This window comes from Paenibacillus sp. HJGM_3, assembly GCF_045062745.1.
Lineage (GTDB): Bacteria > Bacillota > Bacilli > Paenibacillales > NBRC-103111 > Paenibacillus_AA.
This window is the reverse complement of record NZ_JBJGED010000051.1, coordinates 1-13,817: the sequence shown is the minus strand read 5'-3', so window position 1 is coordinate 13,817 and position 13,817 is coordinate 1. Positions and strand designations below refer to the sequence as shown.

The following is a 13,817-nucleotide window of genomic DNA, read 5'->3' as shown; positions in this document are numbered from 1 at the left end:
CTCTATTCGAACTAGTGATGAGTTGAGCCTGCGTGGATATGACGGTCATGACCTTTGTGGCGCAGCTTCATCTGGGACCGACAACGAGCTAAGGGAGAGGCTGGGGCGGACGAGGTCATCGCTTCACGCTGGCAATTGCGCAGCCGCGGGCGTTATCGTAAGATAGAGAGAATGATATTCGTGCGGACAAGGAGCAGGAGCAGCGGATGAAACCAACGATTTACGACGTGGCCCAGGCGGCCGGCGTGTCGATCGCGACGGTGTCCAAGGTCATCAACGGGACCGGGCGCATCAGCGACAAGACGCGGAAGAATGTACGGAAGGTGATGGAAGAGCTGAAGTACCAGCCGAGCATGGTTGCTTCGGCTTTGACGGGCAAGAATACGTACACGATCGGACTCACCTTGCCGGATCTCGCCAATCCGTTCTTTGCCGAAATCGCCAGAGCCGTCGAGGATCGCGGGCATGAGTCCGGGTTCAACTTCTTCATCTGCAGCACGGACAACGATCCGGCCAAGGAAGAGAAATACTTCTCGCTCCTCATGAAGAAGCGGGTGGACGGCGTCATTATCGCCTCCCGCACGCACAACACGGCGTTTCTGAAAAAAATGATCCAGATGAACATTCCGATCGCCATGATCGCGCGGGAGCTTCCGGCGCTCGCGGTGGACACCGTGATGGTCGACGATTTCCTCGGCGGGTACCAGGCGGGGAGCCATCTGATCGAGCTCGGGCATCGGCGGATTGCGGTGGTCGCCGAGGATCTGAACGAGATGAGCAGCCGGGAGCGGCTGCGCGGCTGCCGGCAGGCGATGCTCGATGCGGGCATCGAACCGGACGAGCGGCTCGTCACGGTCGGCGGCTTCACGCTGGAGAGCGGCAAGGAGGCGATGCGACGGCTGCTCCTGCTCGACGCGGCACGCCCGACGGCGGTGTTCGCCTGCAACGACGTGCTGGCGATCGGAGCGATCCAGGCCGCGCGCGAGCGGGGGCTGCACGTCCCGACCATGCTGTCGGTGATCGGCTTCGACAACACGATCCTGGCGACGATCATCGACCCGCCGCTTACGACGATCGCCCAGCCGATGCAGGAGATCGGCCGTCGGGTCGTCGACCTGATCATTCAGGAGATGAGGGGCGAGAAGACGCAGAAGCAGCGCGTGCTGCTGCTGCCGGAGCTCGTCGTGCGCGGCTCGACCGGGCCGGTGTAAGCTGGACGCAGTCATAAAGTTGCCTTTGCTGCGCCACTCACGCAAGTCGACTTAGCCTACTTAAAGCAGGGACCAAGCGGGGTTTGACGCGTGTAATTCGATTTTGCCTGCTTAATTGGCGATATATCGCGGACATTGTTCCGAGTACGCGGTGCAAGTTGGCAAAATCGAACTAGAGCACATACTCGCCGCGGCAGCCATCCTGTAAGTTCGAAAATTCGAACTAAAGATCACGTCTGACTCAGAGCTGAGCAGCGTAAAAATAGTGACAAGATCCCGCGGAAACCGATTGACAGCGCCTCGGGGCTGGTATACCCTTATGGTATGGGAAAGCGCTTAACCAGTGAAGCGAAATGAAGCGAAAGGAGCCTTCCAATGGCAAACACGAACACCGTCCGGCTAACGATGGCGCAAGCCTTGGTCCGATTTTTAGACGCCCAATACGTCGAGCTCGACGGAGTGGAGCACAAGTTTGTCCGCGGCTTCATGGGCATCTTCGGCCACGGCAATGTGACCGGGCTCGGGCAAGCCCTCGAGCAGTACAAGGAGGACATCCCGTTCCTCCAAGGGAAGAACGAGCAGGGCATGGCGAACGCGGCGATCGCCTTCGCCAAGCAGACGGGCCGGCTCGGCATCTACGCCTGCACGTCTTCGATCGGGCCGGGCGCGCTGAACATGGTGACCTCGGCCGCCATCGCCTCGGTCAACCGGATTCCGCTCCTGCTCCTGCCCGGCGATATCTTCGCGAGCCGTCAGCCCGACCCCGTGCTGCAGCAGGTCGAGCATCCGCTCGACTACACGGTGTCGGCGAACGACGCGTTCAAGCCGGTGAGCAAGTACTGGGACCGGATCAGCCGGCCCGAGCAGCTCCTGACCGCGGCGCTGAACGCGATGCGCGTGTTGACCGATCCGGCCGAGACCGGAGCGGTGACGCTGTGCCTGCCGCAGGATGTGCAATGCGAAGCCTGCGATTACCCGGCCGCGTTCTTCGCGAAGCGGGTCCACCATATGGACCGCATGCCGCCCGCGGCCAGCGCCATCGCCCGCGCGGCGGAGCTGATCGCGCGGAAGCGGAAGCCGCTCGTCCTGCTGGGCGGCGGCGTGCATTATGCGCAGGCCGTAGACGAGGCGCGAGCGTTCGCGGAGGCGTTCGGCCTGCCGATGGTGGAGACGCAGGCGGGCAAGAGCGCGGCCGCCTGGAACCACCCGCTCGGCTTCGGCGGGGTGGGCGTGACCGGCACGCTGGCCGCGAACCGGCTGGCAGCGGAGGCTGACGTCGTCCTAGCCGTCGGCACGCGGCTCTCCGACTTCACGACCGCGTCGAAGTCGGCGTTCCGCCACCCGGAGGCGGCGTTCGTCAGCATCAATGTCAGCCCGATGGACGCCATGAAGGCCGAGGGCGTGCAGGTGGTGGCCGATGCGCGGGAGGCGCTGACCGCGCTCGGCGCAGAGCTGCGGCGACGCGGATACTCCGCCGCTTACGACGCCGACGAGCTCGCGCAGCTGAAGCAAGCGTGGGACGCCGAGGTCGACCGCCTCTATGCGGCGGACGTCTCTGACGGACTCGCGCAGACGCGCGTGCTCGGCGAGATCAACCGCTTCGTCGGCGAGCGGGATGTAATTGTCTGCGCCGCCGGCAGCCTGCCGGGCGACCTGCACCGGCTGTGGCGGACGACGCAGCCGAAGACGTACCACATGGAGTACGGCTTCTCCACGATGGGCTACGAGGTGGCCGGCGCGCTCGGCGTGAAGCTGGCGGAGCCGGACCGCGAGGTATATGCCCTTGTCGGCGACGGCAGCTACTTGATGCTCCACTCCGAGCTCGTGACGAGCCTGCAGGAGGGACGCAAGATCGTCGTCCTTCTGTTCGACAACAGCGGGTTCCAGTGCATTCATAACCTTCAGCGCGGACATGGCAGCGACGGATTCGGCAACGAATTCCGCCGGCGCGATTCGGAGACGGGCCAGCTCACCGGAGGCTACATCCCGATCGATTACGCGGCGCACGCCCGCAGCCTCGGAGCGAACAGCTATACGGCCACCACTGTGAAGCAGCTGCAAGAGGCGCTGGTGCAAGCGCGGGCGGCCAATACGACTACCCTGATCGACATCAAGGTGCTGCCGGGCACGGGTACGGACGGCTATGAGAGCTGGTGGCACGTCGGCGTCGCGGAAGTATCGACATCCGGCAATGTGCAGCGCGCTTACACCGGCCTGCAAGCGAAGCTGAGCGAAATCGGCGCCACCCGCCGCTAATATACGCCAATACCAACAGAAGACAGGAGGAACCCGAATGAACGTGAGGCTCGGCATATCGGCCATCAATTGGGTCAACGAGGACATTCTGGAGATGGGCGACCATTATACGGCGGAGCAGGTGCTGACCGACATGTCCGCGCTCGGCTACGAGGGGACCGAGTTTTGCCGCAAATTCCCCCGCGACGTCCGCGAACTCCAACCATTGCTCACGAGCAAAGGGATGGTGCTCACGTCCCAGTGGAAGTCCGTCGCCTTCAGCGATCGGAGCCGCCACGCGGAGGAGCTGCAAGCGTTCAGGGACCACGCCGACTTCTTGCACGCGATGGGCTGCGGATTCGTCGTCACGTGCGAGACAGGCAACGCTTTTGAAGATCTAACCAAGAACACGGTGCGGGTGGACCCGTTAAACGACGAGCAGTGGCAGGCGATGGTGGACGGCCTGCATGAGGCGGGCGGATATTGCCGCAGCCTGGGTATGAAGCTGGTGTACCATTACCACGGGGAGACGGTGGTCGAAGGCCGGGAGGAGATTCGGCGTCTGATGGACACGACCGATCCGGAGCTCGTCTACATGCTTTACGATACCGGGCACGCTTTCTTCGGCGGAAGCGACCCGCTTGAGCTATTGCGGACGTATGCCGCACGCATTCCTTACATTCATCTCAAAGACATTCGGCAAGACGTGCTCGACTGGAAACGAACGAATGGCATCCGGTTCCGGGACGCGGTGCGCCGAGGCGTTTTCACCGTACCGGGGGACGGCTGCATCGACTTCGCCCCGATCTTCCAAGAGCTGAAGGCAATCGGGTATACGGGCTGGATGATCGTAGAGGCCGAGCAGGACCCGGCGATCGCCGATCCGGTCGCTTACGCGCGTCTCGCCAAGACGAATATCGACCGCTGGCTTACATCCTGACGAGACTCGCATGACCCGCGACAGCATCCCCAATCCAGCACAGTGAGGAAGAGGACCTTTGAACAAGCTCAACATAGGCTTAATCGGTGCCGGCCGAATCGGTAGGCTGCACGCCGAGCATTTGGCGAGAAACCCTTTAGTGAAGCTCCATACGATCTCCGACGTTCAGCTTACGGAAGAACTCAGGACGTGGGCGTCGAACCTAGGCGTCCCCCAACTGACCGACGATTACAAGCAAATCATGCAGAACCCGGCCATCGACGCCGTCTACATCTGCTCGTCCACGAACACCCATGTGACTTTGATCCAGGAGGCGGCCCAGGCGGGGAAGCATATTTTTTGCGAAAAACCGATCAGCCTGGACTACCGGCAAACCGCAGAAGCACTGGCAACCGCTCGGGAGTGCGGCGTGATGCTGCAGACCGGGTTCAACCGCCGGTTCGATCATAACTTCAGCCGCGTGCGCGAGCTGGTGGAGAGCGGAGAGATCGGCCGTCCCCATCTGATCCGCATTACGTCGAGGGACCCGGCCCCTCCGAGCCATGACTACATTCGGGTATCCGGCGGGTTGTTCATGGATATGGCGATTCACGATTTCGATATGGCGCGGTTCTTGTCCGGCAGCGAAGTGAAGGAAGTGTACGCGCAAGGCGCCGTCCTGGTCGATCCGGTCATCGGAGAGCTGGGAGACATCGATACCGCGATCATCACCCTTCTTTTCGACAACGGGGCGCTCGGGGTGATTGACAATAGCCGCCAAGCCGTCTACGGCTACGATCAACGGGTGGAGGTGTTCGGGGCCGAGGGCAGCGTAGGCGTGACCAACGACCATCCGAATACGGCGGAGATCAGCAAGAAGACGATGGTGTACCGGGACAATCCGAAATTTTTCTTCCTGGAGCGGTATCACGAGGCGTACATCGACGAGACGCGGGCGTTCATCCACAGCATTCAGACCGGGCAACCGCCGCTCGTGGACGGCAACGATGCTTATCAGTCAGAACGGATTGCATTTGCGGCAAAAAAATCATTGTTAGAGCGACGTCCGGTTCAGCTTAGCGAGATCGTCTAGGTTACTACCCCAAAATCTTAGCTAGATTCCTTGAGGAGGTGTACCACCCGATGTGCCCTTCATCACCCTTAATCGTACCCAGCTCCGCTGAACCTGGTGAGGACAGCCGCGTATTGGCGATTACGCCGGCATCCGCGGGCTGGACGTATGTAGGCTTCGAGGTCGTGCGGCTTCAGGCAGGCCAGACGCTCCCGCAGCAGGAGACCGGAACGACGGAAGTTTGTCTCGTGCTGCTGAGCGGCATCGCTTCGGTATCTACGTCGCAAGAGAGCTGGTCCAGTATCGGAGAACGGATGAGCGTGTTCGAGCAAACGCCGCCTTATTCGGTCTACGTGCCGTCGAGCGATTGGTTCGAGGTGTTGGCCGAGACGGATCTCGAGCTGGCCGTCTGCCGCGCGCCCGGGCGGGGGACGTATCCCGCCAGGCTGATTCCCCCTGCCGAGGTCGGCAAGGAGATACGCGGCGAAGGTCATACGCAGCGCTACATTCACCAGATCCTTCCGGAGGAGCGGCCGGCGGACAGCCTGCTCGTCGTCGAGGTGTTCACCCCGAACGGCCACTGGTCGAGCTATCCGCCTCACAAGCACGATCAGGAGAAGCTGCCGGACGAGTCGCTGCTCGAGGAGACGTATTATTATAAAATCGAGCCGGAGCACGGCTTCGCTATCCAGCGCGTGTACACAGACGACCGTAGCCTGGACGAGACGCTTGCGGTGAAGAACGGCGACGCGGTCTTGGTGCCGCGCGGGTATCACCCCGTCTCCGCCCCTCCGGGTTATGACGTGTATTACTTGAACGTGATGGCCGGGCCGGTACGCACATGGAAGTTCCACAACGATCCGGATCATGAGTGGATTATGAAGCGATGGGGCAAGAAGTTCGAATCTAGCGAAGCGACCGAATCTAACCAATCCAGTGAATCTAGCGAATCCAAGGACGACCCCGAGATCATGAGCCTGATCCCATTCGATTCGAGCCGGCCGATGGACTTCATCGGACTGGGCCGGCTGTGCATAGACTTGAACGCGAACGAGATTCACCGGCCGATGGAAGAGACGCGGACGTTCACCAAGTACGTCGGCGGCTCGCCCGCCAATATCACGATCGCGGTGGCGCGGCTTGGGCTGAAGGCCGGCTTCATCGGGCGCGTCTCCGACGACCAGCACGGCCGGTTCATCACCCATTACTTGCAGGAGCGGGGTATCGACACGTCCTGCGTCACTACGGATCGGTCAGGCAGCGTGACGGGGCTCGCCTTCACGGAGATCAAGTCGCCCACCGACTGCAGCATCCTCATGTACCGCGACAATGTCGCGGACCTGAAGCTGGAGCCGGGCGACGTGCACGAGGACTACATTCGCCGGTCGAAGGCGATTCTGATCTCGGGCACCGCCCTCGCGAAGAGCCCTTCGCGCGAGGCGGCGTTCAAGGCGATCGAGCTCGCCCGCAAGAACGGCACCGTCGTCATCTTCGACATCGACTACCGGCCCTGGACGTGGGCGTCTCGCGAGGAGACGGGAATCTACTGCAGCCTCGTCGCGGAGAAGAGCGACATCCTCCTCGGCGGACGCGAGGAGTTCGATCTGCTGGAGGCGCCGTTCGGTCCGCTGCAGCACGATGACGAGGCGACGGCGCAGCGGTGGTTCGCGCACAAGGCGGCCATCGTGCTCGTGAAGCATGGCGGGGCCGGCTCGACCGCGTTCACGCGGGACGGCCAGCGCGTACAAGGCCGTACGTTCCCGGCGGACGTCGTGAAGACGTTCGGTGCCGGAGACTCGTTCGCCGGTGCCTTCGTGTACGGATTGATGAACGGCTGGGATATCGAGCGCAGCCAGACGTTCGGAGCGGCTTCCGCGGCGATCGTCGTCGCGAGCCACAGCTGCTCGGACGCGATGCCTACGGTAGCCCAGATTGAGGAGAAGATCCAGCTGCACAGCTAGAGCAGATTGACCGATGGAGGGAAATGCGATGTTAAAAAATTGGATCGGCGGCCAGTGGGTCGAATCCGCCTCGCCCATAGTCGAGGATGTGCCGAATCCCGCAACCGGAGAGCTGTTGACCCGCGTGCCGCTCTCGACGCGGGCGGACGTAAACCGGGCGGTGGCGGCGGCGCAGGCGGCGTTCCAGGATTGGAAGCAAGTCGCGGTGCCGCGCCGGGCGAGAATCCTGTTCAAGTACCAGCAGCTGCTCCTGGAGCACTGGGAGCAGCTGGCCGAGCTGGTGACGCTCGAGAATGGCAAGAGCTACAACGAAGCCTACGGCGAGGTGCAGCGGGGCATCGAGTGCGTCGAGTTCGCAGCGGGGGCTCCCACGCTGATGATGGGCTCGACGCTTCCGGACATCGCTACCGGTCTCGAATCGAACATGCACCGCTACCCGCTTGGGGTCGTGGCGGGGATCACCCCCTTCAACTTCCCGATGATGGTACCGTGCTGGATGTTCCCGCTCGCGATCGCTTGCGGCAACGCGTTCGTGCTGAAGCCGTCCGAACGGACGCCGCTGCTCGCGAACCGGCTGGCGGAGCTGTTCCACGAAGCCGGCTTGCCGCCCGGCGTCCTGAATATCGTGCACGGCGCGCGCGACGTGGTGAACGGGCTGCTCGAGCACCCCGGCATTAGCGCCGTCTCGTTCGTCGGGTCGCAGCCGGTCGCGGAATACGTGTACCGAACGGCGGCGGCCCATGGCAAGCGGGTGCAAGCGCTAGCGGGCGCGAAAAACCACTCGATCGTCCTGCCGGACGCGAACCTCGACCTCGCCGTGAAGGAAATCGTCAGCGCGGCCTACGGCTCCGCGGGCGAGCGATGTATGGCGGCGTCCGTCGTCGTCGCCGTGGGCGATGTCGCCGATCGGCTCGTCGAGAGGCTCTCGGCGGCGGCGCGCGGCCTTCGTATCGGCGGCGGGATGGAGGAGGGCGTGTTCCTCGGCCCGGTCATCCGTGAGTCGCACAAGGATCGGACGCGGCACTATATCGAGTCCGGCGTCGAGGAGGGCGCCACGCTCGTCCTAGACGGTCGCGAAGTGGCGCAAGCATCGGGGGCGGGCTACTTCCTCGGCCCGACGCTGTTCGACCGGGTGAAGCCCGGGATGCGCATCTGGACCGACGAGATCTTCGCCCCCGTGCTGTCGGTCGTGCGCGCGGAGTCGCTCGACGAGGCGATCGCGATCGCGAACGCGTCGGAATTCGCCAACGGCGCCTGCCTTTACACCGACAGCGCCAAGGCGATCCGGCAGTTCCGCGAGCAGATCGACGCCGGGATGCTGGGTATTAACGTCGGCGTGCCGGCGCCGATGGCGTTCTTCCCGTTCTCCGGGTACAAGAAGTCGTTCTACGGCGACCTGCACGCCAACGGACGGGACGGCGTAGAGTTCTACACCCGCAAGAAGATGGTAGTGGCCCGCTATTAATAAAAGAAAAATGTTGCCTTTTGGGGCAACATTTTTTGTTAACTGGGGTGGATGTGACTTCCGCCAACAGAGTGGATACGCTCTCCTGGTGGGGGCAGTGTGCCATTTTGGCGGTTTTCGCCGGATTGTTAGGCTAACTTCTGTTAATTGTAAAGCGGACCTTACTAATAACGCAAAGTCGGTTTACTATTCGACTCGAATTGGTCCAAACGAGCCTAAATAGGGGACTATGCTTAATAGTAAACTTTGATTAACAAGATGGACGGATAACTGCTTTCAATAAGGTCAATTGTAAGAGACGAGAAGCACGCCGATCAACGTCGCGGCGAGATACGCCATATGGCGGCCGATCTCCCGCTTTTTGCGAAGCAGCAGCCCAACCCGCACTACGGTCAACCCGATGAACATCCACATCGTCAGTCCGCCGAACAGCTCATGGCGCAAAAACAAGGCGTTGCGCGCCTCCTCCGTGCCGGTCAACACCGACCCGATCGCGCCGATCGTGCCGACGACCAGACACAGCAACCCGGCGTTATTCCATTTGCGACGCTTGAGCAGCAACCCGAGCGCATCGAACATGAAGCTGAACAGCAGCATGGCGACCGGAACATACTTGAGCATGAAATGAACGTTACTCCAGCTATGGCTCATCTTCGATTCCCCTGGCTGTCTACTACTTACTAAGCCCAGTATACAGGGAACATCTGAAGAGGAACTGAAGAAAAGTTGAATGATTGCTGAAAGCGAGCCCCGGCAATCTCACTCCGAAGAAGTCGCACCGGCATGCTCCGATTCGGCGTGCGCATAGCCCAGGTTCTCCCGGTATTTGCCAGGCGTGATGCCCTCGGACTTCTTGAACACCCGGATCAAGCCCACGTCGTTCGCATAGCCGATCGCATGCGCGATCTGGGTAATCGTGAGCGTGGAGCTGCTCAGCAGCTCCTTCGCCTTCTGCACGCGGACGGCGGTGACGTAGTCGCTCAAGTTCTGCCCTGTATGCTTCTTGAAGAAGGAAGACAAGTATTGCGGGGTAAGCCCCAGCTCATCGGCCAGATGCGTGAGACTGAAGAAGCTCTCCCCATAATGCTGCTCCACATATCGGGTGATATGCTGATGCAGCCGTTCGCTGTGATCCGAGCGTTCGGATTTCGCCGTCTCGCAAATTTGGCGGTACCACAACTTCGTACCCTCCAGCATCTCTTCCGCCGTCGGCCGGCTCAGAATCGCCTCCACCCGTTCTGCTTGGCGCTGGGCGTTATGCGGGTCGGACGCATATAGCGTGCCCAGCAGCTTGAGCGGCGTGCCGAGCATATCGATGAATAAGCACTTGCCCATCTGCACGGAGATCCGGTTCTCGGCGAAATGCCGTTCGAACAGCTCGTCGAGCAGCCGCTCGATGCTGGCAATGTCGCCGCTCTTCGCGAAATTCATAATCTGGGCTTCGGTCTCCAGCGGATAGTGATAATAATTTTGCTGCAGATCCGCGATCTCGCCGTAAGCGGTCATGGAACCGGCGCCCTTGATGACCTTGTACTCGAGCGCCAAGACCGCTTCGTCGTACGCGGACTTGATCGTGTGCAGCCCTTCGCGCACGGTGCTCAGGCCGAGCGAGAGCTGCAAGCGGAACGTGCTCGCGGCCATATCCTTCAGCAGCGAAGCGATCTGAGCGAGCTGCTCCTCCGGCGTCGGACTGTCGCCGTCCGGTCCTGCCGCCGCATTGAACAGCAGCGCCATGCGCTCCCGCTCCAGCTCGACGGGGAAGCACCGGCCGAACGGCAGCTCTTGGCTCAAGTTCGCGAGCGTGAAGCGGACGAGCGCCCACTCCTGCTCCGTGTCGGCCTTGACGAACCGCGAGCAGTCGTCGATATCGATCAGGATGACGGCGAATTGATCGGACACGAACTCCACGTTCATGAACGACAGCGATTCGCTGTTCAGGGATTGGCTGTCTACCTGGCCTTTCAGCAGCCGGGCGATGAAATTCATCTGCATGACGGGCAACTGCGTGAACAGCTTCTTGCGCAGCTCCCGCTCCTCCGTCAGCGTACTGACGAGAGCGTGGCGGATGAGCTCGTACTCATTCGTGCCGGCATTGCTTGTATCGGAAGCCGCAGGCTTGCCCTCGAATACGGTATTCAAGAGCTGCCGGATCGGATTATAGTTCCGGTTCGCCATATACCAGCAGGCGGCCGCCCCGGCGACGAGGCTGACGAGCAGCGCAATCCAGGCGGTCGTGCGCGCCGTCTCCACGCCCTGCATCACGGTCGCCCGGGGGACGACCGACACATACTTCCACCCGTTCACGCCCGACGTCGTATACGTGACCATCATGCGCTCACCGCCGAGCGGCATCTCGAGCGACTCGCCTTCCTTGGTCAGCCGCTCGCCGAGCTCGGCCCATTCCGGCCGATCCGGCGTCGTCGACATGATCTCATGGCCCTTCGTATCCAGGATGACGATATCGCCGCGGTTCACCCATTCGATCTGCTTCAGCACCTGGAGCAGCTTGCTCTCCTGGAACTGAATCACGAGCGCGCCGCGCACCGTCTCACGTTCCTCGATCGGCAGCGACTGAACATAGGAGATGACCCGCTTGTTATCGCTGCTCGTACCGGCCGGGAGCATGTATTCCTTGTAATGAGGCTGGGAGAGGAACTGCTTCATCTTCTCCGGGTAATTCGGTTCTTTTCCGAGCTGGAACCACGTGAAGTACGACTCCAGATCCGTCCGCATCGACCCGGTCAGGATCGAATTGGAGCGGGGGACGTAGACGTACATCTCGTCGATGAAACTGCTCGTCGCCTTCAGCCGCCCGAGGTCCTTGATAATGTCCGAATTGACCAGCGATTCGTTGCGCTGTGTCTCGGGTCCGTTGCTGAGCAGACTGAGCAGCTTCGTATTCAGCGCCACCTGTGTACTGAACTGATCCAGCTCGGTCAGCCGCTGATCGATCGCTTGCTTCGCTTGCTCGAGCAAGCCGGTGTTGCTTCGATTCGCCTGGTCGACCATGGCGGACGACATGCGCCCGAAGATCACGGAGCTGATGCCGACCGGGATCAGCAGGATCAGAATATAAGAAATGAGCAGCGTGACGAACACGCTCCTCCGGGTTTGCTTTTTCCATTTTCCGGACTTCAACCAACCGACCATGATGACCACCCACTTGTTCCATAATCTCGTCGGACCCTGTGGCTAAGCGGCGACGCCTAGTCCAAGGTCTTCCTATCATAACGCAAAAGCAGCCGGAAACAAAGTTGAATTCGCTTCCAACAGAACGCAAAGAAAAAACTCCAGAGGAGCTTTTTCCGGAAATAGGGTCGGAGTACAGCGGGTGCAGGTCTAAAATCATCGGTTTTGGCTGTTCCGAATCTTACCCTTTGATCGCCCCGATCATGACGCCCTTGACGAAATATTTTTGCAAGAACGGGTACAGACATAGAATCGGAAGCGTAGCTACGATAATCGTGGCGTATTTGATCGTCTCGCCGATCGGCATCTTGTCGCCGCCGCCAACGCCGGTCATCATCGAGTCGGTGCTGTTCGTAATGAGAATTTCCCTCAGGATGAGCTGCAGCGGATACAGCTCGCGCGTTCTCAAGTAAATTAAAGCGTTAAACCAGCCATTCCAATGGCCGACCCCGTAGAACAGGATCATGACGGCTACTACCGGCATCGAGAGCGGCAGAATGATGCGGAACAAGACGGTGAAGTCGTTCGCGCCGTCCAGCTTCGCGGACTCCTCGAGGCTGACCGGAATGCCTTGGAACGCGGTACGCATAATGATCAAGTTAAAGGCGCTCATCGCAGCCGGAATAATCAAGGCCAGGCGGGAATCGAGCATCCCGAGCTTCGAGACGAGCAAGTAAGTCGGAATGAGGCCGCCGTTGAAAAACATCGTGAAAACGATCATGAACATGATGTGGTTTTTCCACATGACGCTTGGCCGTGACAACGCATAGGCCCCGAGCGAGGTCATCAGGATGTTGACGGTGGTGCCGACTACTACGTAAATCAGGGTATTAAGATAACCGGTCAAAATCGAAGGGTTGTCAAATACGAGCTTGTAAGCCGCGAAGGTGATGTCCTTCGGATACCAGATCATGCCCCGCACGGTCACGACCCAGGTCGGGTCACTGAGCGAAGCGAACAGCACATACAGGAACGGATACAGCGTAAGCAGGGACAGGCCGGTCAAGAGCACGACGTTGAACACGTCGAAGGTACGTTCTCCCAAAGTTCTCTGATTCATCGGATTCCATCCCCCTTACCATAATTTCGTTTCGCTTGTCCGGCGGCTGATCGTGTTGGCCAATACAAGCAATGTGAAGTTGATGACGGCGTTGAACAACCCTACGGCGGCGCTGTAGCTGAAATCGGACTCGAGAATCCCTTTGCGGTACACGAACGTTCCGATTACGTCTGCCGTTTCGTAGGTGGTGCTGTTGTAGAGCAAAAGAATTTTATCCGTACCGACGGTCATGAAATTCCCGATCTGCAGGATCAGCAGGATGATGACGGTAGGCATGATGCCCGGAAGCGTAATATGGAGCGTCTGCTTCCAACGGGACGCCCCGTCCACCTTGGCGGCTTCGTAAAGCGAGGGGTCGATGCTGGACATGGCGGACAAATAAATGATCGAGCCCCAGCCGATGTTTTGCCAGATGCCGGAGGAGATGTAGAGCGTCCGGAACCAGCCGCTTTCCTGCAGAAAGGCGATCGGTTCGATACCGAACACGGACGACAGGACGTTGTTGATCAAGCCGTCGCGGGCGAGGAAGTCGACCATCATCCCGGAGATGACCACGATCGAGATGAAGTGAGGCATATAAGTAATCGTCTGGACGGCCCGCTTGAACATGGCGCTCCGCAGTTCGTTCAGCAATAAGGCCAGGATGATGGACGCCGGGAAAGCGAACACCAGCTCGTACAAGCTGAGCAGCAGCGTATTGCGCAG

Annotated in this window: 10 protein-coding genes and 1 pseudogene; 7 read left to right on the top strand and 4 right to left on the bottom strand. The window is 60.4% G+C overall.

Annotated elements, in window-relative coordinates:
- Nucleotides 1–206 precede the first annotated feature (206 nt).
- The 7 genes and pseudogenes from ACI5FR_RS33140 to ACI5FR_RS33110 all read left to right on the top strand — a co-directional run bounded on the left by ACI5FR_RS33140 (nucleotide 207) and on the right by ACI5FR_RS33110 (nucleotide 8,863).
- Complete coding sequence (locus ACI5FR_RS33140) at nucleotides 207–1,211, top strand: LacI family DNA-binding transcriptional regulator (RefSeq protein WP_405462589.1); 1,005 nt, start codon at nucleotides 207–209, stop codon at nucleotides 1,209–1,211.
- A gap of 375 nt (nucleotides 1,212–1,586) precedes the next feature.
- A complete protein-coding gene (gene iolD / locus ACI5FR_RS33135) occupies nucleotides 1,587–3,467 on the top strand; it encodes a 3D-(3,5/4)-trihydroxycyclohexane-1,2-dione acylhydrolase (decyclizing) (protein WP_405462587.1) in 1,881 nt (626 codons plus the stop codon).
- A gap of 37 nt (nucleotides 3,468–3,504) precedes the next feature.
- Nucleotides 3,505–4,386 (top strand): myo-inosose-2 dehydratase, encoded by an 882-nt coding sequence (iolE, locus tag ACI5FR_RS33130; protein WP_405462585.1) that lies wholly within the window; start codon nucleotides 3,505–3,507, stop codon nucleotides 4,384–4,386.
- Between the two features lie 58 nt (nucleotides 4,387–4,444).
- Nucleotides 4,445–5,458, top strand: a complete 1,014-nt coding sequence (gene iolG, locus ACI5FR_RS33125) for an inositol 2-dehydrogenase (RefSeq protein ID WP_405462583.1) — start codon at nucleotides 4,445–4,447, stop codon at nucleotides 5,456–5,458.
- A 50-nt stretch (nucleotides 5,459–5,508) separates the two neighbouring features.
- Nucleotides 5,509–6,321 (top strand): annotated as a pseudogene (gene iolB / locus ACI5FR_RS33120) (5-deoxy-glucuronate isomerase); the annotation flags it as partial.
- An 87-nt stretch (nucleotides 6,322–6,408) separates the two neighbouring features.
- Nucleotides 6,409–7,398 carry a 5-dehydro-2-deoxygluconokinase gene (gene iolC / locus ACI5FR_RS33115; protein ID WP_405462608.1) on the top strand — a complete coding sequence of 330 codons (990 nt, stop codon included), beginning with the start codon at nucleotides 6,409–6,411 and terminating at the stop codon, nucleotides 7,396–7,398.
- A 28-nt stretch (nucleotides 7,399–7,426) separates the two neighbouring features.
- A complete protein-coding gene (locus ACI5FR_RS33110; RefSeq protein ID WP_405462582.1) occupies nucleotides 7,427–8,863 on the top strand; it encodes a CoA-acylating methylmalonate-semialdehyde dehydrogenase in 1,437 nt (478 codons plus the stop codon).
- A 285-nt stretch (nucleotides 8,864–9,148) separates the two neighbouring features.
- Here the strand turns inward: ACI5FR_RS33110 and ACI5FR_RS33105 are convergent, their stop codons facing one another.
- The 4 genes from ACI5FR_RS33105 to ACI5FR_RS33090 all read right to left on the bottom strand — a co-directional run.
- The gene (locus ACI5FR_RS33105) at nucleotides 9,149–9,514 is read right to left on the bottom strand and encodes a DUF2231 domain-containing protein (protein WP_405462580.1); all 366 of its coding nucleotides are present in this window, start codon (nucleotides 9,512–9,514) and stop codon (nucleotides 9,149–9,151) included.
- Between the two features lie 108 nt (nucleotides 9,515–9,622).
- Nucleotides 9,623–12,013, bottom strand: a complete 2,391-nt coding sequence (locus tag ACI5FR_RS33100; RefSeq protein WP_405462578.1) for a helix-turn-helix domain-containing protein — start codon at nucleotides 12,011–12,013, stop codon at nucleotides 9,623–9,625.
- 220 nt (nucleotides 12,014–12,233) lie between these two features.
- Nucleotides 12,234–13,112, bottom strand: a complete 879-nt coding sequence (locus ACI5FR_RS33095; RefSeq protein ID WP_405462577.1) for a carbohydrate ABC transporter permease — start codon at nucleotides 13,110–13,112, stop codon at nucleotides 12,234–12,236.
- Nucleotides 13,113–13,127: 15 nt separating this feature from the next.
- Nucleotides 13,128–13,817, bottom strand: a 690-nt coding sequence (locus ACI5FR_RS33090) for an ABC transporter permease (protein ID WP_405462575.1), incomplete at its 5' end; no start/stop codon positions are given.

What these genes read in the sequence shown, in the direction of transcription:
- ACI5FR_RS33140 (WP_405462589.1), top strand. Translation starts at nt 207, where the DNA reads ATGAAACCAACGATTTACGACGTGGCCCAGGCGGCCGGCGTGTCGATC.
- iolD (WP_405462587.1), top strand. Translation starts at nt 1,587, where the DNA reads ATGGCAAACACGAACACCGTCCGGCTAACGATGGCGCAAGCCTTGGTC.
- iolE (WP_405462585.1), top strand. Translation starts at nt 3,505, where the DNA reads ATGAACGTGAGGCTCGGCATATCGGCCATCAATTGGGTCAACGAGGAC.
- iolC (WP_405462608.1), top strand. Translation starts at nt 6,409, where the DNA reads ATGAGCCTGATCCCATTCGATTCGAGCCGGCCGATGGACTTCATCGGA.
- ACI5FR_RS33110 (WP_405462582.1), top strand. Translation starts at nt 7,427, where the DNA reads ATGTTAAAAAATTGGATCGGCGGCCAGTGGGTCGAATCCGCCTCGCCC.
- ACI5FR_RS33105 (WP_405462580.1), bottom strand. Translation starts at nt 9,514, where the DNA reads ATGAGCCATAGCTGGAGTAACGTTCATTTCATGCTCAAGTATGTTCCG.
- ACI5FR_RS33100 (WP_405462578.1), bottom strand. Translation starts at nt 12,013, where the DNA reads ATGGTCGGTTGGTTGAAGTCCGGAAAATGGAAAAAGCAAACCCGGAGG.
- ACI5FR_RS33095 (WP_405462577.1), bottom strand. Translation starts at nt 13,112, where the DNA reads ATGAATCAGAGAACTTTGGGAGAACGTACCTTCGACGTGTTCAACGTC.